12 protein-coding genes are annotated in these 15683 nt (G+C 75.0%); 2 read left to right on the forward strand and 10 right to left on the reverse strand.

The genetic code is table 11. The annotated features are described in order from the left end of the window. Window positions 1-644: 644 nt before the first annotated feature. From F593_RS24070 to F593_RS0110020, 4 genes are all read right to left on the reverse strand, one after another. Window positions 645-1316 (reverse strand): TetR/AcrR family transcriptional regulator, encoded by a 672-nt coding sequence (locus F593_RS24070; RefSeq protein WP_022928614.1) that lies wholly within the window; start codon window positions 1314-1316, stop codon window positions 645-647. 92 nt (window positions 1317-1408) lie between these two features. Further along, complete coding sequence (gene nhaA, locus F593_RS0110010) at window positions 1409-2548, reverse strand: Na+/H+ antiporter NhaA (RefSeq protein ID WP_022928615.1); 1140 nt, start codon at window positions 2546-2548, stop codon at window positions 1409-1411. 145 nt (window positions 2549-2693) lie between these two features. Continuing rightward, complete coding sequence (locus F593_RS24075; RefSeq protein WP_022928616.1) at window positions 2694-3998, reverse strand: esterase/lipase family protein; 1305 nt, start codon at window positions 3996-3998, stop codon at window positions 2694-2696. Between the two features lie 75 nt (window positions 3999-4073). Beyond that, window positions 4074-5735 carry a fatty acyl-CoA synthetase gene (locus F593_RS0110020; RefSeq protein WP_022928617.1) on the reverse strand — a complete coding sequence of 554 codons (1662 nt, stop codon included), beginning with the start codon at window positions 5733-5735 and terminating at the stop codon, window positions 4074-4076. Between the two features lie 236 nt (window positions 5736-5971). Between F593_RS0110020 and F593_RS29860 the strand changes: the two genes are divergently transcribed. After that, on the forward strand, window positions 5972-6136 hold the full coding sequence (locus F593_RS29860) for a hypothetical protein (RefSeq protein WP_157251714.1): 165 nt from the start codon (window positions 5972-5974) through the stop codon (window positions 6134-6136). 64 nt (window positions 6137-6200) lie between these two features. Beyond that, the gene (gene mnmA, locus F593_RS24080; RefSeq protein ID WP_022928619.1) at window positions 6201-7628 is read left to right on the forward strand and encodes a tRNA 2-thiouridine(34) synthase MnmA; all 1428 of its coding nucleotides are present in this window, start codon (window positions 6201-6203) and stop codon (window positions 7626-7628) included. 57 nt (window positions 7629-7685) lie between these two features. Here the strand turns inward: mnmA and F593_RS0110035 are convergent, their stop codons facing one another. The 6 genes from F593_RS0110035 to F593_RS0110060 form a co-directional block, all read right to left on the reverse strand. Then, the gene (locus tag F593_RS0110035; RefSeq protein ID WP_022928620.1) at window positions 7686-8744 is read right to left on the reverse strand and encodes a hypothetical protein; all 1059 of its coding nucleotides are present in this window, start codon (window positions 8742-8744) and stop codon (window positions 7686-7688) included. Beyond that, a complete protein-coding gene (locus F593_RS24085; RefSeq protein WP_169449181.1) occupies window positions 8741-9355 on the reverse strand; it encodes an RNA polymerase sigma factor in 615 nt (204 codons plus the stop codon). Before F593_RS24085 ends, F593_RS0110035 begins: the two co-directional genes overlap by 4 nt. Before the next feature lie 115 nt (window positions 9356-9470). Next, window positions 9471-12422, reverse strand: coding sequence for an SdiA-regulated domain-containing protein (locus F593_RS24090; protein ID WP_022928622.1), 2952 nt, complete (start codon window positions 12420-12422; stop codon window positions 9471-9473). A gap of 272 nt (window positions 12423-12694) precedes the next feature. Then, entirely contained in the window at window positions 12695-14257 is a 1563-nt protein-coding gene (locus F593_RS0110050; RefSeq protein WP_022928623.1) for a sensor histidine kinase, read from the reverse strand. After that, window positions 14258-14947, reverse strand: a complete 690-nt coding sequence (locus F593_RS0110055; protein ID WP_022928624.1) for a response regulator transcription factor — start codon at window positions 14945-14947, stop codon at window positions 14258-14260. A 116-nt stretch (window positions 14948-15063) separates the two neighbouring features. Further along, on the reverse strand, window positions 15064-15570 hold the full coding sequence (locus tag F593_RS0110060; protein ID WP_022928625.1) for a hypothetical protein: 507 nt from the start codon (window positions 15568-15570) through the stop codon (window positions 15064-15066). Window positions 15571-15683 lie beyond the last annotated feature (113 nt).

Consider the following 15683-nt stretch of genomic DNA (forward strand, 5'->3'; position numbering starts at 1 on the left):
GAGGCTGGCGAAGTTGCCGCGTGCGCGCACTTCGGACGCGGCCGCTCCCGGAATGCGGAACTGGACCCGCCGGACGCTGTCGGGGACGACGGCCGAGACCTCAGGCGCAGAAGCGTCCCCCGTCGCATCAGGCCTCGACGCGGTGTCGGTCATCAGCATCCCGTGACGCAGAAGCGCGGCATGGCTGACCGTGAGGGACTGACCCGCGACCGCGACCTGCAAAGTCCAGCCGTCGGCACGCGCGAGGGGTCCGCTGTCACAGGCGTCGGCCGCGGCTGACGGTGACGTTCGGGTCGGGACGAGATAGACCCGCGTGCCCGACGGCGTGCGTCCGACGAACCGGCCCGCCGCGAGCGCCGGGCGGTCGGTGAGCGATGCGCGGACGCGGGGCGGAACGCGATCGCGGGAGCGGGCCGGTCGCCGTAGGACCGCGATGCCGTCCGAGAGGTCCGCCGGTGGGGCAGACCGCGTCGGTTGTGCTGGCGCCCGCGGGAGGCAGGCGCTCCGCTCCGGCGGACGCGGTGCGTCGCGTGGCGACGTCCTCTCGTCCCCGGGCGTCGCGATCACGGTCGCTGCGATGCCGCCGCCCACGGCGACCGCGCCGATGGCCACGGCGAGCCGCTTCCGCATCGCTTCGGTGCCCCTCAGGCGTCCGGCGCCGGCAGGCCGGCCAGCGCCCGGATGCCCGGGAAGAAGAGCTGCGAGATCCAGTCGACGAGCTCCTCCTCGCCGACCTCGCTGTTCTCTCGCCACCAGTAGGCGAGGCCCTCGAAGGTGCCGTTGAGCGCGTGGGCGAGGGCGGAGATGCGCCACTCCTCGAGCTCGACGCCGAGGCGCTCCACGGTCTCGCGCGTGAGCTCCGTGAGCAGTGCGCTCTGCTGGGCGCGGACGGCGAGGATCGGCTCGGCGCCCGGCTCGGGCCCGGCGGTGAGCAGCAGGTCCCAGCCGCCCTGCTCCTCGGCCACGAAGCGCAGGAACGCGATCGCGCCGACGCGGATGCGGGCCTCGGGCTCCGTCTCGGTCAGCGCGGCCCCCGCGACGACCTCGGACAGGGCGCGTCCGGCCCGCTCCACGCAGCGCAGGTAGAGGCTCTCCTTCGACCCGACGAGGTCGTAGATCACCGGCTTGGAGACGCCGACGCGCGAGGCGAGCTCGTCCATCGAGGCACCCCGGTAGCCGCGCTCGGCGAAGAGCCGCTCGGCGACCGCGAGCACCTGCTGCTCGCGGACCGCACGGGGGACGCGGCCGTGGGGGTAGTCATCGACGCCGGTCGGGACGACGGGCTCGGCGGTGGCGGGTTCGGGGGAGGACGTCATACGGCTACGACCATGATCGGGCATGGGGGTGACGTCACGCGCGCCGACGCGCCGCCGACCACCCCGCCGGGGGCCCCGGGTGGGTCGCCCCGTCAGGCTCGAGGGCGCGTGCCACGCAGCAGCAGCGCCGCTCCGATGATGCCGCTGGCGAGCGATCCGGCGAACACGCCGATCTTCGCGAGCTGCGCCAGCTCCGGGGTGTCGAACGCCAGGTCGGAGATGAACAGCGAGACGGTGAAGCCGATCCCGGCGAGCGCCCCGATACCGATCACGTGCACGGGACGGACCGCCGGGTCGAGGTGGCCGATCCCCAACCGGTCCACGAGCAGGGCGACCCCCGCGATCCCGACGGGCTTGCCGACGAGCAGGCCCACGAGGACGCCGAGCGCCACACCGCTCGACGCGGCGTCGCCGATGACCCCGCCCGTCAGGACGACCCCCGCGTTGGCCAGCGCGAAGAGCGGCACGATGACCAGCGCCGTGACGGGCTCGATGCGGTCCTTCAGGGCGTGCAGGACGTCCCGGCCGTTGAACGCCCGCGCGGGGGTGAGCAGGCCGAGCGCGACGCCGGCGATCGTGGCGTGGACGCCGGACTCGTGCATGCACAGCCAGACGAGCAGGCCGACGACGACGTAGACCGGGATCGCCCCGACCCGCGCCCGCTGCAGCCCGACGATCAGCAGGAGCCCGACGACCGCCGCCGCCAGCCAGCCGAAGGCGATGGCGTCGGTGTAGAAGACGGCGATCACGAGGACGGCGAGGATGTCGTCGACGACCGCGAGCGTCAGCAGGAACGTCTTGATGGCGGGCACGATCCGCGAGCCCAGGAGGGCGAGGACGCCGATCGCGAATGCGACGTCCGTGGCCATCGGGATGCCCCAGCCCGCGCCGCCGTCGCCGCCCCAGGTGAACGCGACGTAGACGAGGGCGGGCACCACCGCGCCGCCAAGGGCCGCGGCGATCGGCACCGCCGCGGCTCGCGGGTTCCGCAGCGACCCGGCGACGAACTCGTGCTTGACCTCGAGGCCGAGGACGAGGAAGAAGATCGCCATGAGACCGTCGTTGATCCAGTGGCGCAGGTCCTCCCGCAGGGAGAGGTCGCCGACGCCGATCGTCAGCTCGCGGCCCCACACGTCGGCGTAGCCGGAGCTGCTGAACGCGTTGACCCACACCACGGCGGCGATGACCGCCACGAGCAGCAGCGCGCCGCCGGTGATCGGCGATGAGAGCACGCGCCTCGACGTGGAGGGCACAGCGGGCTCGGGCGATCGCGTCACCGGTCCAGCGTTGCACGGGTCGTCCGCCCCCGACGCTGGTTGCCCGGGGTCGCTCGGCGGGGTCGGACCGCGCCAGCGTTCCGGCGGTCGCGACGCCCGCTCAGGCGTCGACGGCGTGCGCGTCGAGCAGGCCGTCGCCCGTGCCGCCGGCCGCGGGCAGCGCGGGGGCGGGGCGCAGCCAGCGACGCACGTGCTCGTAGACGCCCGCGTCGTGCAGGAGCGCGAAGTGGTCGAGGCCGCCGAGGATCACGACGTCGTCCTCCTCGAAGGCCAGGCGACGCTCGCCGCGGGCGCGGGAGGCCGCGCTCGACGGCGTCACGAGCAGGTCGCCGAGCACCTTGGCGGCGAGCCAGTGCTCCGGGTCGCGGCCCATCGTCACGCCGACCGCGTGGTGGCGCACGCCCTCCAGCAGCGGCACGGCGGTCCCGCGCTCGCCCCACGGCCAGCGATCGACGGCCAGGGGACGGTCCGTGTGGAGGATCGCGCCGTCGCGGAGGTCGAGGACGCCGTCGCTGCGCAGGTCGAGCAGGTCCGCGAAGAGCTTGGTCTCCGGCAGCAGCCCGGCGGCCCATGAGATCGTGGCGGAGGCCCGCTCGAGGTTGGCGCCGAGGTGCGGGGTGCCGAGCGTCACGACGTCGCCCAGCTCCTCCAGCCAACCGTGGCCGCTCTCGACGCCGGCCGCACACGCGCTGCGGCAGACGAGACCGCCCATGGAGTGCCCGATCAGCGCCAGGTCGCGGATGCCGCCCGGCCACGCGGCGGACAGCCGCTCGAGCAGGGTCGCCAGATCCTGCCCGTTGGCCGGGATCCGGCGGCCGCTGTTGTAGCGGATCGAGACGACGTCGTAGGCGAGGTCGCGGTGCAGGCGCCGGGCGTAGTAGGCGTCCTCGTCGCCGCCGGTCTCCCAAGCGGCGTCCGTCATGCAGAGCCCGTGGACGAGGACCGCCACGCGGCCGCTGGGGAGGGGGAAGGCGCGCCGCAGGGCGCCGGGTTCCAGCGTCAGGTCATGCCCCTTGACCCGCGCGGTCATCCGCAGCTCGAGCGGGCTGCCCTGCTCCGCGAAGCGAGCCCCGAACGCGCCGTTGAGCGCCCCGAGCACCGCGTCGCCGGCGGGTCGGTCCGCAAGGGAGCGGCCGTCGTCGGCGGGGTGGACGACCGTGGCGGCCTTCGCCAGGCCCCGCACGGCGGTCGTGCCGATGGTGCGCACGGCGGCGTAGACGCCGTCCGAGAGCCCGTCGTGCGCGCGGCCGACGAGGTCGGCCTCGCCGCCGGTGATGCCTGCGCGCTTCGTCGCGCCGAAGACCCGGCGGGCGACCGCCCGGTGCGTCGCCTGGACATGGTCCACCGTGCCGGCGAACGCGCGGCCGGCGGCGACGCCGACGGCCTCGAGGTCGTCGGGCCTCATCGAGAGAGGCGGTGCGTGGGGGAGGCGGAGAGGACCATCTGAGTGAACGATCGTACACCGACGGCCGGGGTCGCGCTACCCCCGCCCGCCCGGCCCCGCGACCCCGTCGGCCAGGTCGGCGAACCGCTCGCGCAGGTCGCGCTTGAGGATCTTGCCGCTGGCGTTCTTCGGCAAGGCGTCGAGCACACGGAACGCCTTGGGGACCTTGAACCCGGCGAGGCGCTCACGGCAGTGGGCGTGGAGGGTGGACTCATCGAGTTCCGCGCCCTCGCGGGGGACGACGATCGCCACGACGCACTCGATCCACTCGGGGTGCGGCAGGCCGACCACGGCGACCTCGGCGACGGCCTCGTGGGCGTAGATCGCCTCCTCGACCTCGCGGGAGGCGACGTTCTCGCCGCCCGTCTTGATCATGTCCTTGATGCGGTCGACGACGGTGATGAAGCCCTCGTCGTCCGCCACGCCGAGGTCGCCGGAGTGGAACCAGCCGCCCGAGAACGCGGCCGCGGTCTTGTCCGGGGCGTCGAGGTAGCCGTGGATGGCGTGCGGGGAGCGCAGGACGATCTCGCCGATCTCGCCCGCGGGCAGCTCGGAGCCGTTCGGGGCGGCGATCCGGGCCTCCACGTTCAGGGCGGCGCGCCCCGCCGATCCCGCCTTGCGCAGCTGATCCTCCGGCCGCAGCACGGTGGAGAGCGGCGCCATCTCGGTCTGGCCGTAGAAGTTCCACAGCCGCAGCTCGGGCCGCCGGCGGCTGAGCTCCTTCAGGACCTCAACGGGCATGATCGCCGCGCCGTAGTAGCCCTTGGTCAGCGTGGAGAGGTCGCGCGTGTCGAAGTCGGGGTGGCGCAGCAGGCCGATCCAGACCGTCGGGGGCGCGAAGAACATCGTCGCCCCGTGCTCCTCGATCGTCGCCAGCACCGTGGCGGGATCGGGCGCGGGCAGGATCACGCTCGTCATCCCGAGCTGGATCGCCGGGAGCAGGAACACGTGCTGCTGGGCGACGTGGAAGAGCGGCAGGGCGTGGACCTGCACGTCGTCGCCGCGCATCTCGCCGTCGACCATGCACGTGGAGTAGTTCGCGATCAGCGCCTCGTGGGAGAGGACGGCGCCCTTCGGCCGGGACTCCGTGCCCGAGGTGTACATGACCTGGGCGGGCGCGTCGGAGGCGACAAGGTGTTCGGGGGCACCCGGGTCGGCGTCGTCCGCGCCGCCCGCCAGCGCATCGAACGGCTCCCAGGCCTCGCGCGCGTCGTCGGCGTCGAGCACGGCGCGGACCTTCAGCCGGGCGTCGGCGTCGGCGACCTCGACCGCCTCGTCCGCCGCGGCCAGCAGCGCGTCCTGCGCGAGCAGGCCGACAGCGCCCGAGTGCTGCAGGACGTAGCCGACCTCGGCGCCGCCGAGCATGAAGTTGATCGGCACGAGGGTGGCGCCCGCCTTCGCGACGCCGAAGACCGCCTGCACGTAGGGGAGACCGTTGCGGGAGAGCAGCGCCACGCGGTCGCCGGTGCCGATGCCGCGCTCGTTCAGCGCGTGGGCGATGCGGTTCGCGTCGGCCTCGAGCTGCGCGAACGTCCGACGCCGCGGCTCGGCGACCCCGGCCTCGACCACGGCGACCTTGTCCGGGAACCGCCGCGCGGAGCGGTGCAGCAGGTCCGCCAGCGTCTGCCGGCGGGCGCGGGCGACGGTGCGCTGGAGGGAGGAGGAGGCGGCGGTCGTGGGGGCGTCGGTGTCGTGCATGGGGGCCTCGTGATCGCGGGGCGCGCGGGGGCGCGCCGGTGTGGTCCCGGCAGCCTCGCACGCGCGGCGGTCGCCTGTCGACGGTGTGGAGCCGGGCCGCTGCGGGCCCGCGATCCGTGGTCGGCAGACGGGCCAGGGGCCCCGGGTGAAGGGGGTTTGCGCGCGCCACCATGCCGTGTACCCTCCGGCGGAACCGCCCCTCCGGGCCCCGTCCCCCCCTGCACCAGGAGCTCCGCATGAACACCATGTCGACCAACAACCTGAACCTGCTGGGCGGGCTGCTCGCCATCGTCGGCGCGCTCGTGTTCATCGTGCTCGACCAGCCCATCGTGGCGGCCGTCCTGTTCGTGGGGTCGGCCGTGGTGTTCCTCCAGGCGATGCGCCAGGGCAAGCGCACCTGACGCCCCGCCGCACGGATCCGCCCGTGGGGGCGTGCCGGTCGGGGCGCCCGGGTACCCTCGGTCGGTGGCTGACTGGCGCTTCGAGGAGCACCTACGCACCCCCGTCGGGCGGGGAGACCTGCCCTCGGGCGGGCACGATGGCGTCGCCGGCGGCGCGGCGTGCGGTGACCTCGTCCGCGTCGTCGTCGCGGTGGAGGGCGACCGGATCGCCGGCGCGGGCTTCGTCGCCGAGGGCTGCGGTGCGCTGACGGTCTGCGGGTCGGTCGCCTGCGAGCTGCTCGACGGCGCCTCCGTGCGTGACGCCGCGCGGGTCTCCGTGGCCGCGGTGGCCGACGAGGTCGGTGGACTGCACCCCGGCAAGCTCCACGCGGCCGAGCTCGTCGTCGACGCGCTGCACCGGGCGCTCGGCGCCGCGGTCGCCGCCGACGCCGCGCCGCCCGAGGGCGAGGCCCGCGGCACGCTCGTGGCCATGAGCGGCGGGGTCGACTCCGCCGTCGCGGCCCTGAAGGCGGGTCCCGACGCGGTCGCCGTCACCCTCGAGCTGTGGCGCGACCCGGCAAACGACGCCGAGTCCTCCTGCTGCTCGCACTCCGCCGTCCGCCGGGCCCGCGACCTGGCGCACCGGATGGCCATGCCGCACCTCACCCTCGACCTGCGCGACGCGTTCCGCGACGGGGTCGTCACGCCTTGGATCGAGGATCACCGGAAGGGCCTGACGCCCAACCCGTGCGTGCGCTGCAACGGCAACGTCCGGCTCGACGCGATGCTCGGCCTCGCCGACCGCCTGGGCTGCGCGACGCTCACGACGGGGCACTACGCCCGCACGACGGAGGACGGCCTGCTGCGCCTGGCCGTCGACCCGGGCAAGGACCAGGCGTACATGCTCTCCGGCCTGCGGCCCTCGTCCATCGCCCGGATGCGGTTCCCGCTCGGCTCCCTGCTCAAGCCGCAGGTCCGCGCGTTGGCCGAGGAGGCCGGCCTCTCCGTCGCCCGCACCCCCGACTCGCAGGACCTCTGCTTCCTCGCCGGCACGGGTCGCTCCGCGTTCCTCGAGCGCCATGGCGGCCTCGTCGACCGCCCGGGCCCGGTGCACGACGCCGAGACGGGGGAGACCGTCGGCGAGCACCAGGGCGCCCACCTCTACACGCTCGGCCAGCGCCGCGGCCTGGGCGTCGCCGCCGGCGAGCCGCGCTACGTCGTGGCCACCGATGTCGAGACGAACGTCGTCACCGTCGGCCGCCGCGAGCGCCTGATGACCGACCGCGTCAGCCTCCGCGACGTCGTCCTGCACGTCGACCCGTGGCGCGTGGACGGCGTGAAGCTCCGCTACCGCCAGCAGCCCCGTCGCGCCGTCGTCCTCGAGTCGCCCGATCCGGGCGCCACGGGGCCGGGGACCGTGATGCTGGAGGAGCCGCTGCTCCAGGCCGCCCCGGGCCAGACGGCGATGCTGCTGCACGGCGACATCGTCGTGGGGACGGGCACCCTGGCGTAGCCTCGTGGGCCCGTCGCGAGCCGCGTCCGTGGTTGCTCGCGAGCGGTTCCGACGGCCTCAGTCCCTGGTCGCCCACCGTCCCTTCGCGCCGGGTTCGACGACGCGAAGGCCCCTCGCGTCAACGGTGAGGAGGCCTTCGTTGGCCGGCGTGAGCGGCAGCCGTTCGAACCGCTCGAACGTCCAGCGCATCACGTTGCGGCGCACGCGTCGCGCGGCCGGCTCCTCCGCCTGCGGGTCGGCGGGCAGCACCTGGGTCGACGTGACGCGCACCGGGACGAACGTCTCGGCGTCCACCAGGTACTCGTAGTCGACCGGCTGGATCGTGGTACCGCCGGAGTCGACGAACGAGGGTGCTCGTCCGACGAGGCGTGCGACGGGCCGGCCGTCCAGGTCCGTGAATCCCGCCGAGCGGAGCCGCCCCGAGTCCAGGAGCCCCCGGATGGCCGCGACGGGATCGCCGTCGGCACCGAACCCGTAGAGGTTGCGGGCATCGCGCCGGCGCGACCGCAACCACTTCGCGTGCTCCCGGGCGCCGACCGGCCGCACGAGCACGAAGTCGTCCCAGGAGTCGTGCATCCGCCATTCGTGCGGGCCCTGCGAGGTCTCGGACCGGCCGGTCCCGTCGGAGTTCTCGAGGTCGACGAACATGACCTGCCGTTCCCGCACGGGTGACTCCGCGGACCACGTCTCGGTGTCGCCCGTCAGCTGCCCCATGACCTCGACGTCGGCCAGGTTCGTCTTGCCGCGGTTCGGGCTCAGGTCTATCCGCCCGACGCGCGCCATGGAGATCCCGGACCCGTGCTCGTACCGCACCCGGGTGTGGAGGATGCCGCCCGTCGGGGATGCCGCGGCGCGGGCCGACGCGACGACGTCGACGGGCGAGCCTCCGAGACCGGGAAGCACGTCGGCGGCGACGAGCCCCACGGCGGCCGCGCCGGTGACGGCCAGGCCGCCGCGGACGAACGCGCGTCGTGTGGTGCCGCGGTTGCGAGAACGGAAGCCGTCGTCGGACACGGCGGCCGGGTTCGCGTGCAGCTCGGCCACCAGCGCGCGTCGGCGGTCCTCGCGCTCGTCGTCCGACGGGTGCAGGGCGGTGATGTCGATCGCGGGGCTCATGCGGAGGCCTCCGTGGTGGTCGGTCGGGCGGTCGGGCCTTCGGGGTCGGCCGCGAGCGCGGCGAGCTCCGGGGCGTCGCGCAGCCGGGCCCGCGCACGGGACAGGCGCGAGCGGACGGTGCCGACGGCGACGCCGAGCGCGGCCGCGGCCTCGGCGTAGGTCAGGTCGGAGAGGGCGACGAGCACGAGGGCCTCGCGCTCGTGCGGCGGCAGCCCGTCCAGTCGCTGGCGCACGTGGGCGAGTCGCTCGGCCGCCGCGAGTCGCTCGACGCTGTCGTCGTCGTGCGTCGGCCGGTCAGCCGTCGCACGACCGAGCCGGTCGACGGCCGCGCGGTGGCGGCGGCGGGACCGCCACTGGCCGTGGACGACGTTGCGTGCGATGCCGAGGAGCAGCGGGCGGGCGGTCTCCGTCGAAATGACGGTCCGCGCCCGGCACCGCCAGGCCTCGAGGAACACGAGCGACGTCAGGTCCTCTGCCACCGTGGGGTCGCCGGTGCGCCACAGGCAGTAGGACCGCACCGCACGGTCGTGACGCGCGTACAGCTCGCCGAACGCCTCGGCGTCACCGGCGACGGACCGGCGCCACAGCTGGGGATCGGACGGAGGCGGCATCTGGGACGTCATGACCGTAGCCCCCGAACCGGTTCCCGGCAGCGGTACGACCCGGGTCGACGGCGCCCGCCCGGCGCCGCCGTCCGACGATCGCGGGATGCCCGCGAGGCCGCCCTCAGCGCACGCGGAGCCGCGAGGTCAGGGTCTTCCTGCGGCCGTCGACGCCCACCGTGGTCGTCTTCAGCGTCAGCGTCCGGCCGCGGAGCTTCGCGAGCTGCGTCCGGCTCAGGCGCACCGTGAGTCGGCGGGTGCCGTTCCGGCCAGCCGTCGCGCGGATCGTCTTGAGCGTCGTGCCCCCACGGCGGACGACGACGGTGATCGGGGCCCGGGAGCGGAGGCCGGCGAAGCGGGCGACGACGCCCTTGCGCAGCGCGGCGACGGTGACGGAGCGCGCTAGCTTGAGCGTCGCCTTTGGGGCCTTCGGCGGCGCCGGCGCGGCCGGCGGGGCGGGCGGCCCCGGAGGCGTCAGGGGCGAGGGCGCCTCCGCGGGCCCGGGGAGGCCGACCAGGGGCGGGAGCACCACGAAGTCGACCGTGGTGGTGGTGACGTTGCCGGCGTGGTCCGTGGCCGTGGCCGTCAGCTCGTGGTGGCCCGCGCCCAGGGCGCCGGCCGGACCCGTAGCGGTCTCGCAGGTCGTCGACGCGACGCCGGAGCCCCGGGCCTCGTCGACGGCCGAGCACGTGATCTCGATCCGCTCGTCGAAGCCGTAGACGCCCCTGTTGCCACGGAAGGTGACGGTCGGGCCCGTGGTGTCGGGGACGACGGTGGCGGGGGAACCGGTCTCGCCGTCCGACGTGTACGCGCCGTTCCGGCCGCGGATGCTCAGTGCGGAGACGGTCGGCGGGGTGGGTGCCGTGTCGCCGAAGCCCGCGGCGTTGTCGAACGTCGTGCCCGCCCTCGCGGCGCCGAACGTGACACCCGTGACCTCGGCCCCGGTGGCGTCGAAGAGGTTGACCTGGTCGCCCTTGGCGCTGAGGCCGATGCCGCTGCCGGTGTAGCTGCCGATGCGGACGCCGGCCGGGCGGTCGGCCCCGAACCACGCGGCCGAGAACGCGGTGACTGTGGTGTCGTCGCCCTCGACGAAGACCGCGGACTCGCCCGGCCCGAGGGTGTCGACGCCGGTGAGCGCGACGGCCTTGCCGGCGGCGTTCGAGTCGTCGTCGACCTTCCAGCCGTCAAGGTCGAGCGGGAGCCGGCCGCGGTTCGTCAGCTCGAACCAGTCCGCCTTGTAGGTGCTGTTGTCGTTGCCCCAGGGGGCGATCTCCGTGATGGCCGGGCGCACGGGCGCGACGCCGGGGGAGCCCGTCTCGCCGCTCGCGACGAACGCCCCGTCGCGGCCCGCCGCGCTCAGCGTGCTGACCGTCGGCGGGGGCGTGGCCGCGTCGCCGAGGCCGGCGCCGTTGTCGAAGGTGATCCCCGGGGTGGCCGCCGCCAGGGCCACGCCCGTGACCTTCGCGCCGGTGGCGTCGAAGAGGTTGATCTGGTCGCCCTTGGCGCCGAAGCCGATCCCGCTGCCGCTGTAGGTGCCGACGCGCAGGCCCGCCGGCGGACGGCCGCCGAACCAGGCGCTCTTGAACGCGGTGACCGTGGCGTCGGTGCCCTCGACGAAGACCGCGGACTCGCCCGGGGCGAGCGAGCCGACGCCCTGTAGGGGGAGGGCCTTGTCGATCGTGTTCGAGTCATCGTCGACCCTCCAGCCCGCCAGGTCGACGGGGGCGGTGCCGGTGTTCGTGATCTCGAACCAGTCGGCCTTGTAGGTCGCGTTGTCGTTGCCCCACGACGCGGCTTCCGAGATCGTCACCGGCGGCGTCGCCACGGTCTCGTCCGGAACGTCGGTGACGAGGAGGGTGTAGGGCGCGCTGGTGGCGTCGGGCGTGGCACCGACACCCGGATCGTCCACAGCGACGCTCACGGTGCACGAGGCCTTCGTCTCGTGGTCCAGCCGCGTGCCGGCCTTGAGGTAGAGGCCCGTGCTGTCGACCTCGAAGGCCGCCGCGTCGGGGCCGGTGACCGTCAGGCCGTTCGAGCCCAGACCGTCGTCGGCCACGACGACGTCCGCGACCCGCAGCCGGCTCGCGACGCTGGTGTTCTCCGGGAGCGACGTCCTGGGGTTGGAGAGCGTCACCGCGGTCGGCGCCGCGTTCGGCGCGGAGGACGGCGCGTAGACCCAGAGCTGGGGCAGGCCGTCGCCTCCGCCGCCCTCGTTGACGACGAACAGCGTGCCGTCGTCGGCCATCGCGACACCCTCGTGCGTCTGGTCGGGGACGGAGAGCGGGTTGGCGGGGTCGCCGACGATGGTGAGCGTGCTGTCGATCGTCCCGGCGCGGTCGACCTCGACGACGCGTCCGGTCTCCTGCGAGATCACGAGCAGGTGGTCGCGGTCGGCGCCCGTGAGCGAGGCGACGTTGGCCAGCGCGTAGACGTCGGACAGGTCGGACGTGCCGACCTTCGCGGGGTCGAACAGGTCGGCCGGGTTCTGCGTGGTGGCGGAGCCGTTGGACGCCGTGCCGGCGACGAAGTCCACGGTGGTCGCGAAGATGCCGCGCGGGTCCTTCTCCTTGACCGCCACGAAGCCGCCGGTGACCGGGTCGTTCGTGATGCCCTCGATGCCGACGTTCGTCGTGGTCGTCGCGAGGACCACCGTCTCGGCGTCCGTCCGGCGGAGCGTGCCGCCGGCGACGTAGGTGAACCGGCTGACGGTGCGGGTGCGCTCCTCGGTGATCACGAGCCGGCCGTCGCCGATGGCGGCGATGCCCTCCGTGTCCTCGAACGCCCCCGGGGCGAGGGTCATCGAGTCCAGATGCTTCCCGGTCCGGCTGACGCGCACGACCGACGTGCCCTCGTCGCCCACGACGAAGAGCGAGTCCGTGGCCGCGTCGTAGGTGACTCCGGACGCCTCGCTGACCAGCTCGCTGCCCGCGGGCGCCGTCGTGGTCGCGGGGGTCGGGAGGTCGTAACGGCCGACCCGCTGGTACGTCGAGAGGTCGACGCCGTCGAGCGGCGCGGCCGCGGCGACCCCGGCCGCCGGACCGGCGACGGCGGCCACGACCGCGGCGGTGGCGAGCACGGCACGGCGGGCTGATCGCCGTCCGGATGTGGGGTGGGCTCCGGCGCGGGCGACGGTCATGCGGGTCCTTGGTCCGATGGTGCCGCGCCCGTTCGGGTGCGGCGCGCCGGGACGCTACGCGCGGGCGGTGCCGATCCTGTGAACGAGGTGGGAACCGTGGACGGGACCGCCGGGCCGCGCGCGGGCGACACGGCGACCGGGGCCGGGCCGCCCGACGGCACCAGGGCGACGGGGCCGAGCCGCCCAAGGCGCCGCGGTGACGGGCCGGCCCGCTACGCGTCCGCCAGCGGCAGCCGCAGGACGAACGTCGCGCCGCCGCCCGGGGTCGCCTGCACCATCACGGTGCCGCCGTGGACGGTCGCGACCTGACGCACGATCGCCAGCCCGAGGCCGCTGCCGTGCCGTCCGCGGGCGGTGTCGCCGCGACGGAACCGGTCGAAGATGCGCGCGCGGTCGGCCTCGGGCACCCCGGGTCCGTGGTCGACCACGGTGACGACGGCCTCGGTCGGGGGCGGGTCGACCGGGGCACGAGCGCCGGCGGACCAGAGCGTGCCGTCGTCGTGCCGTCCGTCGTCCGCGTCCTGCTCAGCCTCGGCCCCACGGGCCACTCCGGGCCCGGTCACCGCGGCCACGCGGACCTCGACGGTCCCGTCCCCGCCCGCCCCGTGCAGCGCGGCGTTGTTGACGAGGTTCTGCACCGCCCGCGCCAGGCGGTCGGGCCGGCCAGCGACGACGACGTGGCCGAGCTCCTCCGTGAAGCGGACCCCGCGGTGGTCGCGGCGCGCGCGGCCCACGCACTCGGCCACGAGGGCGTCGAGCGCGACGGGCTCGTCGGCCCCGCGGTCCGGCACGTCGCCGCGGGCGAGCTCGATGAGGTCGGTCACGAGCAACCCCAGGTCCTCGGCCTGGTCCCGCACGTCGCCGAGGATCCGGCGACGCTCGTCGGGCGGGAGGTGGTCGTCGTCCTCGAGCAGCACCTCGGCGTTGGTGCGCAGGCTCGTCACCGGGGTCCGCAGCTCGTGCGAGGCGTCCGCGACGAGGTTGCGCTGCTCCTCCATCGAGCGGTCGAGCTCCGCGCGCGACCGCTGCAGCCGCGAGAGCATGCCGTTGAAACGGCGGGTCAGCTCGCCGACCTCGTCCGGCGAGCCGACGGCCAGGCGGCGGTCGAGGTCGGCGGTGGCCTCGACGTGCGCCGCGGCCTCGGCAAGGTCGGTGACGGGGCGCAGCACCCGCCGCGCCGCGGCGCGCCCGAGCAGCGCGGCCGTCGCCACGACGACGAGGCCGACGAGCAGCAGCACGATCCACAGGGTCCGCAGCGCGCGGTCGACGCCGGCCATGGGCCGCGCGAACTGGATCGCCGCGATGTCGAGTCCCGCCCGGGCGTAGCGGACACGGGCGACCGTCGGGACGGGGACGGTGATCATCCGCAGGTGCGCCCCGTCGACCTCGACGTCGCGCGGGCCGACGGTCAGGCCGGCGGCCGAGGCGGCCCGGTCCGTGGCGGAGACCGGGAGGGCGACGTCGCCGCGCAGCGCCGCCGTGCCGTCCGCGGTGAGGACCTGGGCGTACTCGGCGGGCCCGCCCTCCCGCGGGGTCGGCACGCGCAGGCGCACCGATCCGCCGGTGTCGCCCGGGGCGGGGAAGAAGCCCTGGACGCGCCGGCCGATCCGCGCCCCGGGGCCGGAGGCGGCCGCCCGCGCCTGGGCGCGCAGCGCGTCGTCGACGTTGCCCCGCAGCACCGAGCGGGTCGTGAGCCACGCGGCGGTGCCGGAGGCCACGACGACCGCGAGCGCCACGAGCGCCACGGTCAGCGCCAACCGACGCCGCAGCGGCACCTACGGCTCCCGCAGCGCGTAGCCGACGCCGCGCACCGTGTGCAGCAGGCGCGGCTCGCCGCCCTCCTCCGTCTTGCGGCGCAGGTACCCGATGTAGACCCCCAGGGCGTTCGACGTGGCCCCGAGGTCGTAGCCCCACACGTGCTCGAAGAGCTGGGAGCGGCTCAGGACGACCCGCGGGTGGCGGAGGAACAGCTCCAGCAGCGAGAACTCCGTGCGGGTCAGCTCGATGAGCCGGTCGCCGCGGTGCACCTCGCGCGTGGCCGGGTCCAGGCGCAGGTCGGCGAAGGTCACGACGTCCTGGCCCTCGTCGTCCTCGCCCGGCGCCTCGGCGCGGCGCAGCAGCGCGCGGACGCGGGCGCGCAGCTCGCGCAGGGCGAACGGCTTGGAGAGGTAGTCGTCCGCCCCGGCGTCGAGGCCGTCGACGCGGTCGTCGATCCCGTCGCGGGCGGTGAGCATGAGGACCGGCACGCGATCGCCCGCGGCCCGCAGCCGGCGGCAGACCTCGAGGCCGTCCACCCGCGGCATCATCACGTCGAGGACGACGAGGTCGGGCGTGGTGCCCGCGAGCCGGTCGAGCGCCCGCTGCCCGTCCGTGGCGACGGCGACGTCGTGCCCGTCCAGCCGGAGCGCACGCTCGAGCGCGGTGACGAGTGCGGGTTCGTCGTCGACGACGAGGACCTGGGCCATGGGCCCAGGGTAGGGAGACAAGCTGGGAGCTTCCTGTGAACGGCCGAAGAGGGGACGAAGAGACGCCCCGGCCGCAGGCCGCGGTCCGACGGTCTGTCGTCCCGTGCCGGAGGGGCTCAGTCGCAGGGGCCGAAGACCCACTGGTCCGTCAGGCGGCGACCGCCCGGGACGTCGATCATCACCCGGATCGCCTGGCAGTACCGCCTGTGGTGCACGATGGGTCCGGCGTAGCGGGAGTACTTCCCGGCGTCGACCCCGCTGCACCCGACGCCCCGGAGCCGGTCCTTGGACGGGCCCGTGACGGACTCGCAGACCTGGAGCGACATGTAGTGCGGCGTCCCCCGGTACGCGACGGCGCGCAGCACGGTGCAGGAGCCGCCGCCCCGGTCCGCGTGGACCCACACGCGGCCGAGCAGGCGCCCGCGGGCCCGCACGGGCGTGGAGAAGCGGCCCTGCGCGGGGTCGGCGTTCTGGCAGACGGTCGAGGCCGCCGATGCGGCCGGAACTGTGGTGTCCGGCCCGAGAGCGACGACGAGCACGCCGGCCGTCGCGACGGTCGCCGCGGCGATCCGCAGGCGCGTGAGGGCGGGGCGGGCCGGGACGGCGGTGCGGCGGGTGAGCATGGGTTCGACGCTAGCCTCGCGAGGCGCCCCCGCCCAGGAGTTCTCACGGACCTCTCAGGCCGGAACGGCCGGGTCGCGCGTCACCCGTCCGCGTTTTCGGGACAATCGACACC

This window comes from Patulibacter americanus DSM 16676 (assembly GCF_000420025.1).
Lineage (GTDB): Bacteria > Actinomycetota > Thermoleophilia > Solirubrobacterales > Solirubrobacteraceae > Patulibacter > Patulibacter americanus.

Bases quoted from the DNA above. Each gene is read 5' to 3' on its own strand.
- F593_RS24075 (WP_022928616.1), bottom strand. From the start codon at position 3,998: ATGAGGCCCGACGACCTCGAGGCCGTCGGCGTCGCCGCCGGCCGCGCG.
- F593_RS24085 (WP_169449181.1), bottom strand. From the start codon at position 9,355: ATGCCGCCTCCGTCCGATCCCCAGCTGTGGCGCCGGTCCGTCGCCGGT.
- F593_RS0110020 (WP_022928617.1), bottom strand. From the start codon at position 5,735: ATGCACGACACCGACGCCCCCACGACCGCCGCCTCCTCCTCCCTCCAG.
- F593_RS0110055 (WP_022928624.1), bottom strand. From the start codon at position 14,947: ATGGCCCAGGTCCTCGTCGTCGACGACGAACCCGCACTCGTCACCGCG.
- F593_RS0110060 (WP_022928625.1), bottom strand. From the start codon at position 15,570: ATGCTCACCCGCCGCACCGCCGTCCCGGCCCGCCCCGCCCTCACGCGC.
- F593_RS29860 (WP_157251714.1), top strand. From the start codon at position 5,972: ATGAACACCATGTCGACCAACAACCTGAACCTGCTGGGCGGGCTGCTC.
- F593_RS24070 (WP_022928614.1), bottom strand. From the start codon at position 1,316: ATGACGTCCTCCCCCGAACCCGCCACCGCCGAGCCCGTCGTCCCGACC.
- F593_RS0110035 (WP_022928620.1), bottom strand. From the start codon at position 8,744: ATGAGCCCCGCGATCGACATCACCGCCCTGCACCCGTCGGACGACGAG.